The organism is Dickeya lacustris (assembly GCF_029635795.1).
Lineage (GTDB): Bacteria > Pseudomonadota > Gammaproteobacteria > Enterobacterales > Enterobacteriaceae > Dickeya > Dickeya lacustris.
Window position 1 is genome coordinate 871,540 of the sequence record NZ_CP114280.1, and the last position, 16,166, is coordinate 887,705.

The 16,166-nt window shown below is 50.3% G+C and carries 12 protein-coding genes and 1 other RNA gene; 6 read left to right on the forward strand and 7 right to left on the reverse strand.

Annotated features, from left to right (window positions below; all coding sequences use genetic code 11):
- Positions 1–15 precede the first annotated feature (15 nt).
- The 3 genes from O1Q98_RS03950 to bglF form a co-directional block, all read right to left on the reverse strand.
- Complete coding sequence (locus tag O1Q98_RS03950; protein ID WP_125259100.1) at positions 16–1,614, reverse strand: carbohydrate porin; 1,599 nt, start codon at positions 1,612–1,614, stop codon at positions 16–18.
- 113 nt (positions 1,615–1,727) lie between these two features.
- A complete protein-coding gene (locus O1Q98_RS03955) occupies positions 1,728–3,125 on the reverse strand; it encodes a glycoside hydrolase family 1 protein (protein ID WP_125259159.1) in 1,398 nt (465 codons plus the stop codon).
- 28 nt (positions 3,126–3,153) lie between these two features.
- Entirely contained in the window at positions 3,154–5,043 is a 1,890-nt protein-coding gene (gene bglF, locus O1Q98_RS03960) for a PTS beta-glucoside transporter subunit IIABC (RefSeq protein WP_125259099.1), read from the reverse strand.
- On the opposite strand from bglF, the gene O1Q98_RS03965 reads away from it, so the two are divergent.
- Positions 4,982–5,272: a hypothetical protein gene (locus O1Q98_RS03965; RefSeq protein ID WP_164512974.1), complete on the forward strand. Its 291-nt coding sequence runs from the start codon at positions 4,982–4,984 to the stop codon at positions 5,270–5,272. The two genes, bglF and O1Q98_RS03965, sit on opposite strands and share 62 nt — an antisense overlap.
- Positions 5,273–5,345: 73 nt before the next feature.
- Here the strand turns inward: O1Q98_RS03965 and licT are convergent, their stop codons facing one another.
- Positions 5,346–6,191, reverse strand: a complete 846-nt coding sequence (licT, locus tag O1Q98_RS03970) for a BglG family transcription antiterminator LicT (protein ID WP_125259098.1) — start codon at positions 6,189–6,191, stop codon at positions 5,346–5,348.
- 714 nt (positions 6,192–6,905) lie between these two features.
- On the opposite strand from licT, the gene pykF reads away from it, so the two are divergent.
- Positions 6,906–8,318 carry a pyruvate kinase PykF gene (gene pykF, locus O1Q98_RS03975; protein WP_125259097.1) on the forward strand — a complete coding sequence of 471 codons (1,413 nt, stop codon included), beginning with the start codon at positions 6,906–6,908 and terminating at the stop codon, positions 8,316–8,318.
- Positions 8,319–8,626: 308 nt separating this feature from the next.
- Positions 8,627–8,863 (forward strand): major outer membrane lipoprotein, encoded by a 237-nt coding sequence (locus O1Q98_RS03980; RefSeq protein WP_012765277.1) that lies wholly within the window; start codon positions 8,627–8,629, stop codon positions 8,861–8,863.
- 194 nt (positions 8,864–9,057) lie between these two features.
- Here O1Q98_RS03980 and O1Q98_RS03985 read toward each other — a convergent pair whose 3' ends face one another.
- A complete protein-coding gene (locus tag O1Q98_RS03985; RefSeq protein ID WP_125259096.1) occupies positions 9,058–9,990 on the reverse strand; it encodes a L,D-transpeptidase family protein in 933 nt (310 codons plus the stop codon).
- 297 nt (positions 9,991–10,287) lie between these two features.
- On the opposite strand from O1Q98_RS03985, the gene O1Q98_RS03990 reads away from it, so the two are divergent.
- Positions 10,288–10,689, forward strand: coding sequence for a hypothetical protein (locus O1Q98_RS03990; RefSeq protein WP_125259095.1), 402 nt, complete (start codon positions 10,288–10,290; stop codon positions 10,687–10,689).
- A gap of 47 nt (positions 10,690–10,736) precedes the next feature.
- Here O1Q98_RS03990 and O1Q98_RS03995 read toward each other — a convergent pair whose 3' ends face one another.
- Both O1Q98_RS03995 and ydiJ read right to left on the reverse strand, forming a co-directional pair.
- Complete coding sequence (locus tag O1Q98_RS03995) at positions 10,737–11,162, reverse strand: hotdog fold thioesterase (protein WP_125259094.1); 426 nt, start codon at positions 11,160–11,162, stop codon at positions 10,737–10,739.
- Positions 11,162–14,221, reverse strand: a complete 3,060-nt coding sequence (gene ydiJ / locus O1Q98_RS04000) for a D-2-hydroxyglutarate dehydrogenase YdiJ (protein ID WP_125259093.1) — start codon at positions 14,219–14,221, stop codon at positions 11,162–11,164. The genes O1Q98_RS03995 and ydiJ overlap by 1 nt, the downstream gene beginning before the upstream one ends.
- A 327-nt stretch (positions 14,222–14,548) precedes the next feature.
- Here ydiJ and ydiK point away from each other — a divergent pair, with 327 nt between their 5' ends.
- Positions 14,549–15,652, forward strand: coding sequence for an AI-2E family transporter YdiK (ydiK, locus tag O1Q98_RS04005; protein ID WP_125259092.1), 1,104 nt, complete (start codon positions 14,549–14,551; stop codon positions 15,650–15,652).
- Between the two features lie 281 nt (positions 15,653–15,933).
- Positions 15,934–16,041: antisense sRNA RprA (gene rprA, locus O1Q98_RS04010), an RNA gene on the forward strand.
- Positions 16,042–16,166: the final 125 nt, after the last annotated feature.

The window sequence follows — 16,166 nt, forward strand, 5'->3', positions numbered from 1 at the left end:
ATATAGGCAGTGCCATTACCACCACACTTCCGCCTGTACACCTGCGGTAAATTGATTTTTTTTGCTATCGGCAAACGTGAACTGGTCAAGTTCATTATCGGCGACATGAATATACGTTCCGTAAAAGCGAATTTCCGGGCGGGAAGTCAACATACTGGTATCCACCTTGATGGTGTGAAATAACGTAGTTTTATAACCGGACTCGGTAAACGATTTTCCTGCCTGATTTTTGTTGGTCTGGCTAAAATACCCAAGCTCGACCCCGGTTTGATGGTATTGCCCCCAGATATACGCAGGCCGGATAACCGCCCGGACACTATCAAAATCAGTATGCGCGCCGGTGTCATAGCTATAAACATCCTGACCCCGGGTATATACCAGTGCATTGGCCACGATAATATCCGGGCGTAAATACATTTCACCTTGTGATATCAACCGCAACGCCGTGCCGCCGCTGTGTTCACCATAATATTTGCCATTCACGGCCACAAACGGGCTGGAACCCGCATAGCGCGCCAGACTACTGGCAATGGAGTTATTCGCCAGCTGCGCGGTGAACTCATTAAATCCGTTATTCGGCAATGACTGACGCACCACAACACCCCCCAGCCAAGAGTCCTTCATGGGGAAATAATTATTGTTGCTTTCATTATTTTTCTGGCTGTCATTTTTATTCGCCATGGCATATTTACCAAGCACCATCAGGCTGGCACCATCCCAAAGTGGAATGCCTTTATAGCGTGCCTCGACAGCATTAGTATTCACCTGCTGGAACTGCGTCAAACTTCGATTATAGACATCAATATCTTCGCGGGTTAATGCCAAATCAAACGCCCCGACTCCCCACTTAATATTTTCCACACCGACACCTGCGGCTGAGTCGGTTTTATTACTTTTCCAATCCAGCATTTGGATCTCATACACCGGTAAAGCATGTTTACCCACCCAAAAATCGGCTTGCGGTGCAAAGGGTAAAAACCCTGTGGTTGTTAAATAAATATCGGAGAATTGCAGTTTATTTTCATTACTACTGCTCTCGCCAAACCAGCCACCGGAATAGGATTGGCCAACATTGCCATCAAGCTTTACGACACCATAAGCAGATTTACCGTCTTTATTAAAAACCCGCTGCTTTAAAATAAGATCATACCAACTGGTATGTTCATTACCAAAACGCCCCAGCGAGCCTATCGCCCACGACTTCGGCGAGCCCTGTGACCCGGTTGCCCAGCCGGAACGAAAATACCCGGAATAGGTAAACCCAAGATCCTCCTTTACCGCCTGACTCAATTCATGAAGCGTCATGGTTGAGCGTTCGCCTGGCGACCCAACGGCAGGTGACGGGGGTTTATCTGCCACCAGTGTGATCGCATGAGGTGCTGGCAGCGCCATGTTCTCCGCTGTTATCGGCGAAGATGAATTGCGATTATGCAGCGCTGCGACATTACTTTTCTTTTCCTGTTCTTTATAACGTGTTAATTCCTGCTTCGTCTCTTGCAAATCTTTTTCTAATGCAGCAAGACGTTGTTCAATACTCAAGGGTGCAGCGCTTACTATGCATGACATGGGATAAATCACACCCAACATCATTAATGTATTCATTGTTATCTTCATCACTCTTTTCCCCGTCTTTTATTAAATTGCGTAACGAAAATTACGCACCACTAAGAAATTGGCAAGCAGTGACCACCTGCGGGTCATTTCCCCGCAGGTAAAAAATAATAAATTTATCGAATCAGTGTTTTTCCCTGACTGGAAATAACAGACTTATACCAATAAAAACTTTTCTTCCGCCGCCGCTCCAGTGTGCCATTACCATTATCATCACGGTCAACATAAATAAAACCGTAACGTTTCGACATTTCTGCTTTTGATGCGCTGACTAAATCAATAGGCCCCCAACTGGTATACCCTAATACGTCAACGCCATCATCAATAGCCTCGCTGACCTGAACCAGATGATCGTTTAAATAACGAATACGATAATCGTCATGAATTTCTCCCTTTTCTGTTAGCGTATCTTTAGCGCCTAAGCCATTTTCAACAATAAAGAGCGGTTTCTGGTAACGATCATAAAGTACATTTAATAAATAGCGCAGTCCCAATGGGTCAATCTGCCAACCCCATTCAGAACTTTCCAGATAAGGGTTGGGTACCATATTAAGAATGTTACCGCGTGTTTTTTCTCGCTGCGCTTCATCAGTGCTGACGCAGCCCGTCATGTAATAGCTAAAAGAAATAAAATCCACGGTGGATTGCAAATCCAGTTTATCTTGCTCACTCACATCCAGCGTGATGCCCTGCTCACGGAAGTAACGCCACATATAACCCGGATAGGCACCGCGAACCTGCACATCGCCAAAAAACAGCCATTCCCGGTTTTGTTGCAAAGTCTCCATCACATCCTGTGGTTTACACGTCAGCGGATAAAGCATCGCACCCAGTAGCATATTGCCGATTTGCGCATCGGGGATCAGTTCATGGCATGCTTTTACTGCACGGGCGCTGGCCACCAGTTGATGATGAATCGCCTGATAAATCGCGCCCTTATCACTGTTTGTCGGCAACCCCACACCGGTAAAGGGGGCATGCAGCGACATATTGATTTCATTAAACGTGAGCCAGCGTTTAACTTTATGGCGGTAGCGCTCAAACACCACCCGCGCATAGCGCTCAAAACACGCAATGGTCAGTCGATTTGCCCAACCGCCGTATTTCTTTATCAGGCCATAAGGCATTTCATAATGCGAGAGCGTGACTAACGGCTGAATACCGTATTTCGCCATCTCGTCAAATAGCCGGTCATAAAACGCCAGCCCGGCTTCATTGGGTTGCGTTTCATCCCCGTCTGGGAAGATGCGCGTCCAGGCAATCGATGTGCGCAGACACGTGAACCCCATCTCGGCAAACAACGCGATGTCCTGCGGGTAGCGGTGATAGAAATCAATCGCCACATCTTTAATGCCACTGTCGCCAGGCCTGCGCTCGACGATATCGCCAAAGATGCCCTGAGGCTGCAAATCCGAGGTGGATAACCCTTTTCCCTCAGCTTGATAAGCCCCCTCTACCTGATTGGCGGCAATCGCGCCCCCCCAAAGAAACTGCGCCGGAAAAGGACTCTTCATCACGGATTCTCCTGTATAAATGGGCTACTCATTGACAGACTAATTTCAATAGCGGGGCATTGGCCTGCACACAGCCACTCACGGTAGGCTCAATGCCCCGATACTCTTCACTATTGGTGATAACCATCGGGGTTGTAAGGTCGTATCCCGCTGCTGAAATTGCTGTGATATCAAACTCTAATAACACATCACCCTGACGAACCACATCGCCGACCCGGACATGGGGCGTAAAGTAACGTCCATCCAGCCGTACGGTATCCAGCCCGACATGTATCAAAATTTCGGCACCGTAGTGAGAGGCCAAACCAATGGCGTGATGCGTTTTAAACAGGGATGCAATGGTGCCGTCAGCCGGTGCAACAAGCCGACCTTGCGATGGGCGAATGGCGATGCCTTTTCCCATCATACCGCTGGCAAATGTGTTATCAGCCACATCAGCAAGTGGCACAACCTCACCCACCAACGGGCTGGACAACGCCTCATCACGCACCGCCGACGCCTGCTGGCGTTCAGCGGGCGCGGCCTCGGTGACGGCCTCATCCCGTGGCTCTGTCGCAGGAATGCCGAATAAGTAGGTGGCTAACGCAGAGAACGCAAAGGCTGCCAGGGTGCCGAATATGGCCGCCCACACACTGCTATCGACGCCGGTTGGTGGGAGAATTTGCGTGAAAGTAAAAATGCTCGGAAAACCAAATGAGTAGCTGGTGGTATGAAAATACCCCATCACCGCCGCCCCCAGCGCTCCGCCAATGCATCCTAAAATGAACGGCCGACGCTGTGGTAGCGTCACGCCATACACCGCAGGCTCGGTTATGCCAAAAATAGCGGCAGAAAATGCTGACCCGGCGATACCTTTACGCTTCATATCCTGGGTGCGTAACAAGACGCCGAGCGTCGCCCCTGCCTGCCCCAATACTGCCGGTGTCAGCAGCGGTAATAGCGTGTCATGCCCCATAACACTCAGATTATTGAGCATTAAAGGGACGAACCCCCAATGCAGGCCAAAAATGACGCAGACCTGCCAGAAAGCCCCCATAACCGCACCCGCTAACAGAGAGTTAAGGCCGTATAACCACTGATAACCGTCAGAGAGCATTTGGCTTATCCAAATCGCCGTTGGGCCAATCAATAAAAACGTCAACGGTACGCTGATGACAATACAGAATAGCGGAGTAAAGAAATTACGAATATTTTTATGTAGCCAGGCGTTTAGCGGTTTCTCTAATTTACAGGACACCCAACTGGCAAATAAAATAGGTATTACTGACGAGCTATAATTAATGAAGGTAATCGGCACTCCCAGAAAATATAGCGCAGTGCTTTCTGGTGCCTGTGCAGCAGTGAATGCTGCTATCATGCTAGGGTGAACCAACGTTGCACCAATGACTAACGTCGTAAATGGATTACCACCAAATTTTTTTCCCGCAGTATAACCGAGCACAATCGGGAAAAAATAAAATAGCGCGTCACTGGCTGCAAACAATAACTTATATGTTCCGCTATTCTCTGTTATCACATGGACAGCAATCGCCAATGCTAAAAACCCTTTCAAAATACCCGTTGCAGCCATAACACCAACAAACGGGGTAAAAATACTGGAAATGATGTCAATGAATCGGGAAAAAAGGCCCTCTTTGGGCGTACCACTGGCTGCATCTTCCCCCGTATTTTCCATGCCATCAAGCGACATTAATGCCTGATAGACATCGGCAACCTGATTACCCACCACAACCTGAAACTGACCGCCACTTTCAACAACCATAATAATTCCAGGATGATTTTTTAGTGCAGTCACATTGGCTTTGGCATGATCACGCAGTTTAAACCGCAGTCGGGTGGCACAATGAATCACGCTAATGATATTCGCCCTGCCGCCGACACCATCCCTTATTTCACTGGCTAATGTTTCATTATTCATCGCTACACCATTCATCGCCACACTTTTAATATTCACGCCCCCTGAAAATGGTGCTTTTTTAAAACAACGTCAGCACCGGCATTTTCAGGACGAAAAAAAACCTGAACCGTCTTTTTGCAGAATGCCTCTGCAAAAAACAGTTCAGGTTTTGCCTGTATTCTCATTTCAAGGAGATACAGTCACAATCCAAATTTTGTTACTGACAGACTACGCTTTATTTCTGTATTGACAAGCAGTGACGATAAGCGTTTTTTAATTTTGTGACGAAACGCTATTTTCACTCGCAACCGTGCGCACAGGCATTATATGTTCTCCTGCAACTCAGACCTGACTCGCTCAATATGAATAGCCAAGAACATCAGTTCTTCCTTAGTCAAGGTATAACCATAGTTTAATACTATATGCTCCTGTATTTTCTCAGCACAGCGATAGGCGAGACGATATTTCTCTTTCACCACATCATGTAATGAATCATCTTCACTAAAAACCGTTGCCTGCCCCAGCAAACGTTGGGCAAAGAACTTCAAATGGGTAACAAAGCGATGATAACTGAATGCTTGCTCATTATAATCAAGATGCAGTTGATATTTGACGATATTCAAAATCTCTTGCATGACTCGCGTAATTTTCACTACCTCGGGCATATGGCTGTCAAGTTGTGCATTGACCAAATGCAAGGCAATAAATCCGGCCTCATCCTGCGGTAAACGAACGCCAAGACGCCGCTCAATAATATCGAGGGCCGCCAAACCAACCGCAAACTCTTTTTGATAAAGACGCCGAATCTCCCACAATAGACCGTTGCGAATATCCACCCCTTGCCGGTGGCGTTCAATTGCAAAGTAGCAATGATCGGTTAATGAGATATACACACTATTTTGCAGTGTGCCCGGCAATGTTTCCCTGGCAAGCGCTATGATTCTATCGGCAGTGGTGACAACTTCTAACGGAATCCTGTCAATCACTTCACTCAGGCGTGCGGTTAATTCACTGCTACGCAGCGAAAACACTTTCTCTATTAGCGCAGGATCGGCCTCATCACCGATGCGCTTTTTGAAGCCCAGACCTCGGCCCATCACCACTTGTTCGTTGCCCTGCTCATCAAGAGCCGTAATAACGTTATTATTTAATATTTTGACGATTTTCATTGTCTGAGCCCCGAAAACAAAAAAACCAGAGGCTCGCAGCGGGTGCGAACATCTGGTTTTGCCTGCCGATTCAGTCGCCTTTCTCGCGCAGTAACAACCCTTGGCGGTTTATCGTTGCGCTCACTATCGCAATGAGCCGATATCCCCTGTGGCTGTTAAATTACCACCCGCCCGGCAACGCTCAAGTCTGTGGTAACGGAAACGTGAACCGGATCGACACAAAACAGCAACAACCCGGTAAACCCACACCGCCCACGGTAACGCGCCCGACAAATAATCAACCTCAACCTGATGGCATGGCCATCAGGCAATGATTTTTTCGTGCATTTGCGCAACAAGTTTGTGTAAAAACAATAAATCGCGCATTTTTTTGCGCAAGAGCACGAAAATACGCATTATCCTTCCCGTCAACGGCTTGTATCTCTTTGCCTGATAACTATAATACGGAACGTCGTTTCATTGAATGGTTTCAGCGAATCACGTGCCACTGATAACACAACAATACATCACACAATCCTCAGGGATGCTGCCGCCTCGCTCCGCCTGTTTTTCGGACAGCATCCACTCACGTGCTTCTTCATCTTCCTGCAACTGTCACCATCCAGACTTATCGTTTTCATATCATCGCAAACATATTATCCCCGAGGGTTCGCCTGCCGCTAACCGTCGGTCATCCCGTTTTTTTATCCATCACAACTTGTAGAAACTACCGTTATGAAAAAGACCAAAATCGTTTGTACTATCGGCCCGAAAACTGAATCAGAAGAAGTATTGGGCAAGCTGCTGAGTGCAGGCATGAACGTTATGCGCCTGAATTTCTCGCACGGGGACTATGCCGAACACGGCCAGCGTATTAAAAATCTGCGCGCCGTTATGGAAAAAACCGGCCAGAAAGCCGCTATCCTGCTCGATACCAAAGGCCCAGAAATCCGTACCATCAAACTGGAAAACGGTGCAGATGTTTCTCTGACCGCTGGTCAGACATTCACTTTCACCACGGATCAGAGCGTCATCGGTAACAAAGATCGCGTAGCCGTGACTTACGCCGGTTTTGCCAATGACCTGCAAGTGGGTAATACCGTGCTGGTTGACGATGGCCTGATCGGTATGGAAGTTGTTGAAATCAAAGGTGCCGAAGTCATCTGTAAAGTGCTCAACAACGGCGACCTGGGTGAAAATAAAGGCGTCAACCTGCCGGGCGTTTCTATCCAGTTGCCTGCGCTGGCTGAAAAAGACAAACGTGATTTGATCTTCGGCTGTGAGCAGGGCGTTGACTTCGTCGCAGCGTCTTTCATTCGTAAGCGTTCCGATGTTGAAGAAATTCGCGCACACCTGAAACAACACGGTGGCGAACACATTCAGATCATTTCCAAAATCGAAAACCAGGAAGGCCTGAATAACTTCGATGACATTCTGGACGCCTCTGACGGTATCATGGTCGCGCGCGGCGATTTGGGTGTTGAGATCCCGGTAGAAGAAGTGATCTTCGCCCAGAAAATGATGATCGAAAAATGTAACCAGGCACGTAAAGTGGTAATCACCGCTACCCAGATGCTTGATTCCATGATTAAAAACCCACGCCCGACTCGCGCAGAAGCCGGTGACGTCGCAAACGCCATTCTGGATGGCACTGATGCTGTCATGCTGTCTGGCGAAAGCGCCAAAGGGAAATATCCTCTGGAGTCTGTCAGCATCATGGCGACCATCTGTGAACGTACTGACCGTGTGATGAAGCAGCGTCTGGATAAAGCGCACAACACCGGTAAACTGCGTATCACCGAAGCCGTGTGCCGTGGCGCAGTAGAAACAGCCGAGTTGCTGGAAGCACCGCTTATCGTCGTGGCGACGCAGGGTGGTAAATCAGCGAAGTCTATTCGTAAATACTTTCCGAACGCCCGCATTCTGGCGCTGACTACCAACGAGCTGACTGCGCGTCAGTTACTGCTGACGAAAGGCGTAGAAACACAGCTGGTGAAAGAAATTGCCTCGACAGATGACTTCTATCGCATCGGTAAAGAAGCGGCGCTGGCCAGTGGTTTGGCTCAGGAAGGCGACGTTGTGGTGATGGTTTCCGGCGCGCTGGTATCAAGCGGCACGACAAATACCGCCTCGGTACACCGCCTGTAATGTGATAATGAGAACTTTTTAAAGCGCCCTGCGGGGCGCTTTTTTATTTTTAGCGCCTTTTGGCAATCAATTAATAGCGTGATCGGTTATACAAAAATGCTATATCCAGCGTCATAAAGGCCAGAGTTCTCTGATAAAATAACGCTGTTTTACTTACTTTTTTAACCTCTCTGTAAAACTCGCTGATTCTTTGAGCGAACGATCAAAATTAAGCGCGTTCCCATAAAAAATTTATTCTCATCAGAAAACGGTTTGTGTAATACTTGTAACGCTACATGGAGATTAACTCAATTTAGAGGGTATTAATAATGAATCGTACTAAACTGGTACTGGGCGCGGTAATCCTGGGTTCAACTCTGCTGGCTGGTTGCTCCAGCAATGCTAAACTGGATCAGCTGTCTTCTGACGTTTCTTCTCTGAACGACAAAGTATCTGCTCTGACCAGCAAAGTTGACGCTCTGGCTACCGACGTACAGGCTGCTAAAGATGACGCAGCTCGTGCTAACCAGCGCCTGGACAACCAGGTTCGTACTTACAAGAAGTAAGAACTGGCTGAATGAAAAATGGCGCACTCTGTGCGCCATTTTTTTTATCTTTTTCTACCGCCGTTCATATGAACGGACTAACGTTATATCACCAGGCCTTACCTGCTAAGCTCGCTTACGGATACCCCCGCTGGCAAACCCGCGCAGAACGCGCGTAAACGCGCTCCGCTGCCTTTCTCCCTTTCAACGCATTATCATGGCACCTGCCCGACATTCACTAATACGGGCATACCCGAGCGCCTTGCGATAGCTGGCTGCACCACACTGGCATCGGTCTGCTGATCGCGAATGAATGCAGTTACTTTTTGGCCCAGCGCTATCGGCATGGTTTGCGGGTCATCTTTATCCGTGCGTGACAGCGGCTGATGAACCTCTATATAACGCTTTCCATCCGGTTCTACCGCTACTTTAATCGGCTCATTGATTATCTGCACACGAGTCCCTACCGGCACGTCGTTAAACAGAGCTTCAATGTCCTCAGGGCGCAGACGGATACAGCCGGAACTGACGCGCATACCGATACCAAAATCGGCATTTGTGCCATGAATCGAATACACGCCGCCGCTTTTCTCCAGCCGTAGTGCAAATAACCCCATCGGATTCTCCGGCCCTCCGGGTACCATCGCCGGTAAGATGACGCCCTGCTCTTTGTAGTGACGGCGCGTATTCGCCGTTGGTATCCAGGTAGGATTACGGCGCCGCTCGATAACATGCGTCACCATGACGGGCGTATTGCGGCCAAGTTGACCAATACCTATCGGGTAAACCCGCACCGTATTCTCCCCTTTAGGGAAATAATACAGTCGTAACTCGGCCAGATTAATGACAATCCCCTCACGTGGCGTCTCTGGCAATAACATCTGTAAAGGAACGGTCAGCACGCTGCCCGGTTTGGGCAAGTAGGGATCGGTACCGGGATTGGCTTCCAGCATCCCCAATAGTCCAATTTTAAATTTAGCGGCAATGGTTTCTAACGGATGCCCCTCATTCGGCACCGTATAGGTGATATTTTCGCCAATCAATCGACTGCCCGGCGGCGGCAGCGAATACTCGGTTGCATACGTGGGCTGAACGCCTGCCAACACCGCAGAAAAGAAGAGTCCCATTAAGGTCAAAATACGTTTCATTATTGGTTTCCTGTTTTAACACCACACATAAAACCAGCGTCTAACACTGGGCAATAGCAAGCATTCTCATTGAAAATCAACGCATTGAACCAACTACTTTCAATAGAATTTAAGAATAGAATCCCGCTGCCTGTAAATCCAGCCGTTCGATTCTGAAATCTCGTCGCACAGCATCAGGCATCTGTCTCCCTGCGCAATATACCCGCGCCCCCTTTGCTGTAACCGCTATCAAAAGCATGGCATGAAGCACACATCAGATATATGATAATGAGAATTGTTTTTATTGGAGCAATAGATATGTTTTCCTTCAACGCCTGGCTACAGACGCAGATTGATGACTATCGGCGTCAATTACGCAATATCACCATGGAGTTTTATCTGGCTGAGTTGTCACTAGAGCGAGATGACAGCGACGTGAGCGATCTCAGACACTATTACCTCACGGGGACACAAATGGCAGACCTGAGCATGAAGCAAGGGGATGATGCCAGCTACCTGTTCAGCATGATCAAGGTTCATCAGCGTTTGATCATCGAAATTAATTCTACTGAACGAACGCGTTTATTCCGGGTACAGAGCTACTACTTTGCACGCCAGACATTACAGTGTATTTGCAACCAATTCAGCCTGATGGGTCTGTGGGACAACGTTACCGCTTTTCAGGCTGATTTCATGCAACGCGTGGTTTTTGTGCCCTGATCTCACCACAGGATCCAAAGGAGCCTGTGAGAGAAAAGCGACCGGTACTATGACGAGGCTGGCGTCACCACAGCGGTAGTCAGGCGTGATGTACAGCAAAGCCGCTCATGCTCATCGAAAATGTCAATCTGCCAGACCTGCATCCGTTTGCCGACATGCAGCGCACGGCAGACGCCACGCACCTCACCGCTCGTCACCGCGCGCAGATGGTTAGCATTCACTTCTACTCCCACGACACGCTGCTCGCCTTGTGAACACAAATAACCGGCAATCGACCCCAGTGATTCAGCCAACACCACGGATGCGCCACCGTGCAACAGGCCAAATGGCTGGCGGGTACGTTCATCAACCGGCATCACGCCTTCCAGCGTCTCATCCGTCAGTCGCGTCAGGCGAATACCGATATGACTCGCAATCCCGCCCTTGGCCATCTGATTTAATTGCTCAATATCCGCATCTCGTTTCCACAGCATCACATCAACTCCAGTAACGCCTGCAATGGGTGTCTTAAGCCGCGCCCTTCCATGCGTTTCACCTGACTACGGCAAGAATAACCGGTCGTCAGACAACGGGCTGGAGGCAACTGTTGCAGCGCAGGTTGCCACGACAACGCATAGATCCCTTTGGAATGTGTCAAATTACGGGTTTCATGGCCATAAGTCCCCGCCATACCGCAACAGCCGACGCTGACATTTTCCAGCCGCGCGCCAAAGTGGGCGAAGATAGTCGCCCACTGCTGGCCGCTGGCAGGCAATGCCGTGGTTTCCGTACAGTGACCAAACAGATACCAGCTCTCACCACGTAATGCTTCAGCGGCACCGTCTCGCTTGCTCAGAACGCTGCTTAACCATTCATGTACCAGTTGTACCTGAAAATCACCGCGCTTATCACCCAGCGCTTCACGGTATTCGTCGCGATAGCACAGCACCAACGCCGGATCGACCCCAACCATCGGCAAACCAAGGCGCGCCACGCGATTAAGGAAGGCGGCCGTTTTATCCGCCGTTCGGGCAAATCGCTGTAAAAAGCCTTTGATATGCTGCGGTTTACCATTAGGTGAGAAGGGCAGCAATACCGGTCGTAACCCCAGTTTTTCCACCAGCCGAATGAAATCGGCAACCACCTGTGCATCGTAGTAACTGGTAAACGGGTCTTGCACGATGAGCACATGATCGGCACGCTCGGCAGCAGGCATTTGCTCGAGTTGCTCAAGCGTAGTCGCCATTGCCCGGTGGCCGACAAACTGCTGACGCAACGAGGGTTCAGAAAGCAGCGGCAAATCCACCATACCGATTTGCGTGCGGCTTATCGCATTAAGCCACGGCTGGCGTAAAAAGAAGTTAAACGTTTTCGGGCTGCGCGCCATTAACGGTGCATAACTTTCTACTCCGGCCACCAGATAATCGCGCACCGGGCGCAAATAGCGAGTGTGATACAGTTGCAGAAAACGGGCGCGGAAACCCGGCACGTCAATTTTAATCGGGCATTGCGTTGAGCAGGCTTTACAGGCCAGACAGCCCGACATCGCCTCTTTCACTTCATGAGAGAAATCATACTCGCCCCGCTGTGCCGCCAGCGTATTGCGGGTTTTGGCTATCAAACCGCGCAGACTCAGGCGCGGCTGTGCCAACGCGTTTTCCAGCGCCAGCAGATCGGCCCCCCGTTCTGACAACAGGCGCAGCCATTCACGTACCAGCGTGGCCCGCCCCTTGGGAGAATGAATGCGATCGCCGGTGATTTTCATCGAAGGGCACATCGGGCTGCGAACATCAAAATTAAAGCACAACCCGTTACCATTGCACTCCATCGCCCCGCGATAGGCGCTACGCACGGCCAGTGGAATCTGGCGATCATAGGTGCCGCGCTTCACCGCATCGACCTGCATCATCGGCGCATCAAGGCCGAACGGTGCGCAAATCTTGCCGGGGTTGAGGCGATTGTCCGGGTCGAACGCCGCTTTAACCCGGCGCAACTCATCATACAATTCGGGCCCGAAAAACGCCGGGCTGTACTGTGCGCGGAACCCTTTGCCGTGTTCGCCCCACAGCAAACCACCGTATTTTGCCGTCAGCGCCACAATCTCATCCGAGAGTTGCTTCATCAGCATTTCCTGCTGTGGGTCACACATATCAAGCGCCGGGCGGACATGCAGCACACCGGCATCGACATGGCCAAACATGCCATAGCTCAGGTTGTGGCTATCCAGCAAGGCGCGAAACTCGACAATATAATCCGCCAGGTGCTGCGGCGGCACACAGGTATCTTCGGCAAACGGAATTGGTTTGGCCTGACCTTTACTGTTGCCAAGCAAGCCGACCGCTTTTTTACGCATCGCATAAATGCGCTCGATACCCGCAAGCTCGCGACACACCTGATAACCAATCACCCCGGCTTCACGGCCAGCCAGCAGCCCGTCAAGACGTTCGCACAGCGCGCCGACCTGCCCGTCTATCAAGGCCTCATCGTCTCCGGCAAACTCAACGATATTCAGCCCCAGCATCTCCTCGCCCGGCACATCGGTAATCAGTTCACTGACGGAGTGCCAGACGATGTCTTCACGCGCCAGATTGAGCACTTTTGAGTCCACCGTTTCTACCGACAGCGCGCGGGCTTCCACCATAAACGGCGCACTGCGCAGCGCAGAATCAAACGAGTCATATTTCACGTTGACCAGGCGGCGCACTTTAGGCAGCGGCGTAATATCCAGCTTCGCTTCGGTAATGAACGCCAGCGTACCTTCCGCACCGGTGAGGATTCGCGTCAAGTCAAACGATTGCATATCATCGCTGAAGACATGGCGCAGGTCATAACCGGTCAGGAAACGGTTCAGTTTGGGGAATTTTTCAATAATGCGCGCACGTTGCTCGCGGCAACGATGCAACACGGTGTGATAAATACGGCCAACGGGCGAGTCATCCTGCGCCAGTTGTTCTGCCAGCGCCACCGGCATTGCCTGGGTATCCAGCAATTCGCCGCCCAACAGCACCGCGCGCAGCCCCAATACATGGTCTGAGGTTTTGCCATACACCAACGACCCTTGCCCTGAGGCATCGGTATTGATCATGCCGCCAAGCGTGGCGCGGTTACTGGTGGAGAGCTCTGGTGAGAAGAAATAGCCGAATGGCTTGAGATACTGGTTAAGCTGGTCTTTAATCACCCCAGCCTCAACACGCACCCAGCCCTGTTCCGGGTTGATTTCCAAAATACGGTTCATGTAGCGGGACATGTCCACCACGATGCCCTGATTCAGCGCCTGACCATTCGTACCGGTGCCGCCGCCCCGGGGCGTAAAAATCAGCTCGCGAAATGGCGCATCACCCGCCAGACGCGCCAGCAGCGCCACATCCGCCGTTGAGCGTGGAAAAACCACGGCGTCAGGCAATAACTGATAGATACTGTTGTCCGTCGCCATTGTCAGGCGATCGGCGTAATTGGTGGCGGTATCGCCGGTAAACCCGTGTTGCTTCAACGCTTCCAAAAAATTCAGCACCGGTTGAACGATGCCCGGTGCCTGTGTGATCTGTGGGATCATTATGTGTTGACCCTGTCCGTGCGAGAGGTGTTTGCCTAGTTACGATAATTACCTTTCAGGCGACATAGCCGCTGCCTGAGGCTATGTCGTTTTATCATATTTCTCAGGTCTGTGCGTTAGTGGATAACAAAAACTTAGTGCCGTTATGCCACGGTAAGCGGCGCAACGCGGCTCATATCGCCTTGTTCGTTAAGGTATCACTGTGCAAAGTGTTGAAAATCACGCATGATTGAGGCCACCGTCAATCGGGTGCCTGCGGTATGACAGCACCCCCCTGCTTTCATCATTTTTATTAGCCATATTGCTAAATGAATGAGGTAATTACGTTTGATGAAATCATCTCAGTCACAGCGATTCGACCTGGCGCGAATCCTGTTTAGCCTGCTATTTATCGGCTTTCTGATTATTGCCTGTTTTTGGGTGGTGCAACCCTTTATTCTCGGGTTTGCCTGGGCAAGCATGGTGGTGATTGCCACCTGGCCTTTGTTGATGCGTTTACAGCAAATACTTTGGGGATATCGCGCACTGGCGGTCATCGTCATGACGCTCTTGTTGGTGTTGCTGTTTGTTATCCCAACCTCGATTCTGGTGAGTAGCGTCATTGATAACGCCTCTAACCTGATTAGCTGGATAAATCAACAAGATCGCCTCACGCCGCCCTCGCTTGACTGGCTGAATGCTATTCCGCTGGTCGGGGCCAAATTACACAGCAGTTGGCACTCTCTGGCCCACAGCAGCGGCCCGGCGCTCATGGCGAAAGTACAGCCGTATATCGGCCAAACGGCGGCCTGGGTCGTGGCGCAAGCGGCGCATATTGGTCGATTCCTGATGCATTGCGCCCTGATGGTGCTGTTTAGCATCTTGCTGTACAGCAAAGGCGATCAGGTCGCTCTGGGCGTGCGACGTTTTGCCATCAAGCTGGGGCGCAGAGGGGGCGATTCAGCGGTAATTCTGGCGGCACAGGCGATTCGGGCAGTCGCGCTCGGGGTCGTTGTCACCGCCATTGTACAATCCGTCTTGGGTGGGCTCGGCCTGGCTTTGGCCGGTATTCCTTATACCACGCTGCTCACGGTGCTGATGTTCCTGTCTTGTGTCGCGCAGCTCGGCCCACTGTTGGTACTGGTTCCCGCGATAATCTGGCTTTACTGGAGCGGCGACACCAGTTGGGGCACCGTCTTGCTTATCTGGAGCTGCGTGGTAGGAACGCTGGATAACATCATCCGCCCGCTGTTAATCCGTATGGGAGCGGATTTGCCGATGTTACTCATCCTTTCCGGCGTCATTGGCGGTCTGTTGGCATTTGGCATGATAGGGCTATTCATCGGGCCGGTGGTGTTGGCTGTCTCTTATCGCCTGCTCTCTGCCTGGATGAAGGATGCGCCAGAGCCCCCGTCGCTCAATGCGCTCCCCTCGCCGACCAAAAAATCCTAAGAGGATTCATCTTCCCGGCGTGGTTTACGCCGGGAATTGAAGAAAGGTAAGAATATCTTAACATTTTAAGAAAAATCTCATTATTAATCTGCAATCTGCGGCAATAAACTCGATACAAGATCGCTTTGATCGATAAAAATTCTTTTGAACACATCAATTATTCAATAATGATTAACCATTAGGATGATTCCTAATGACTCCTCACGCACCAAAACCTACTATAAACCCCAGAGCTATTGTCAACGTTATGTTTGTCAGAACGTCATGTTCGTCAAAACGGTATGTTCCTCAAAACAGAATGTTTGTCAGTGAGGTTTTTCCTCGTCAGAGCGAGTAACGAATTGCTGTGTGTAGTCTTTGCCCATCCCCTAAGGTGGGCTTTTTTTTATTCTTTTCTGATGCTGACGGTCTCGCAAACAGGCGCGATGACCCCAACAGGGAATCTGCCCCACACTGCCCCCTCGTCTATCGCATCGAGTTCCATCACACCGTTTCATCCGGCGCAATAAAAAAC

Coding starts and splice junctions, on each gene's coding strand:
- O1Q98_RS03965 (WP_164512974.1), top strand. CDS start 4,982: ATGATATTCGCCCTGCCGCCGACACCATCCCTTATTTCACTGGCTAAT.
- O1Q98_RS03950 (WP_125259100.1), bottom strand. CDS start 1,614: ATGAAGATAACAATGAATACATTAATGATGTTGGGTGTGATTTATCCC.
- pykF (WP_125259097.1), top strand. CDS start 6,906: ATGAAAAAGACCAAAATCGTTTGTACTATCGGCCCGAAAACTGAATCA.
- bglF (WP_125259099.1), bottom strand. CDS start 5,043: ATGAATAATGAAACATTAGCCAGTGAAATAAGGGATGGTGTCGGCGGC.
- licT (WP_125259098.1), bottom strand. CDS start 6,191: ATGAAAATCGTCAAAATATTAAATAATAACGTTATTACGGCTCTTGAT.
- O1Q98_RS03955 (WP_125259159.1), bottom strand. CDS start 3,125: ATGAAGAGTCCTTTTCCGGCGCAGTTTCTTTGGGGGGGCGCGATTGCC.
- ydiJ (WP_125259093.1), bottom strand. CDS start 14,221: ATGATCCCACAGATCACACAGGCACCGGGCATCGTTCAACCGGTGCTG.
- O1Q98_RS03990 (WP_125259095.1), top strand. CDS start 10,288: ATGTTTTCCTTCAACGCCTGGCTACAGACGCAGATTGATGACTATCGG.
- O1Q98_RS03980 (WP_012765277.1), top strand. CDS start 8,627: ATGAATCGTACTAAACTGGTACTGGGCGCGGTAATCCTGGGTTCAACT.
- O1Q98_RS03995 (WP_125259094.1), bottom strand. CDS start 11,162: ATGCTGTGGAAACGAGATGCGGATATTGAGCAATTAAATCAGATGGCC.
- O1Q98_RS03985 (WP_125259096.1), bottom strand. CDS start 9,990: ATGAAACGTATTTTGACCTTAATGGGACTCTTCTTTTCTGCGGTGTTG.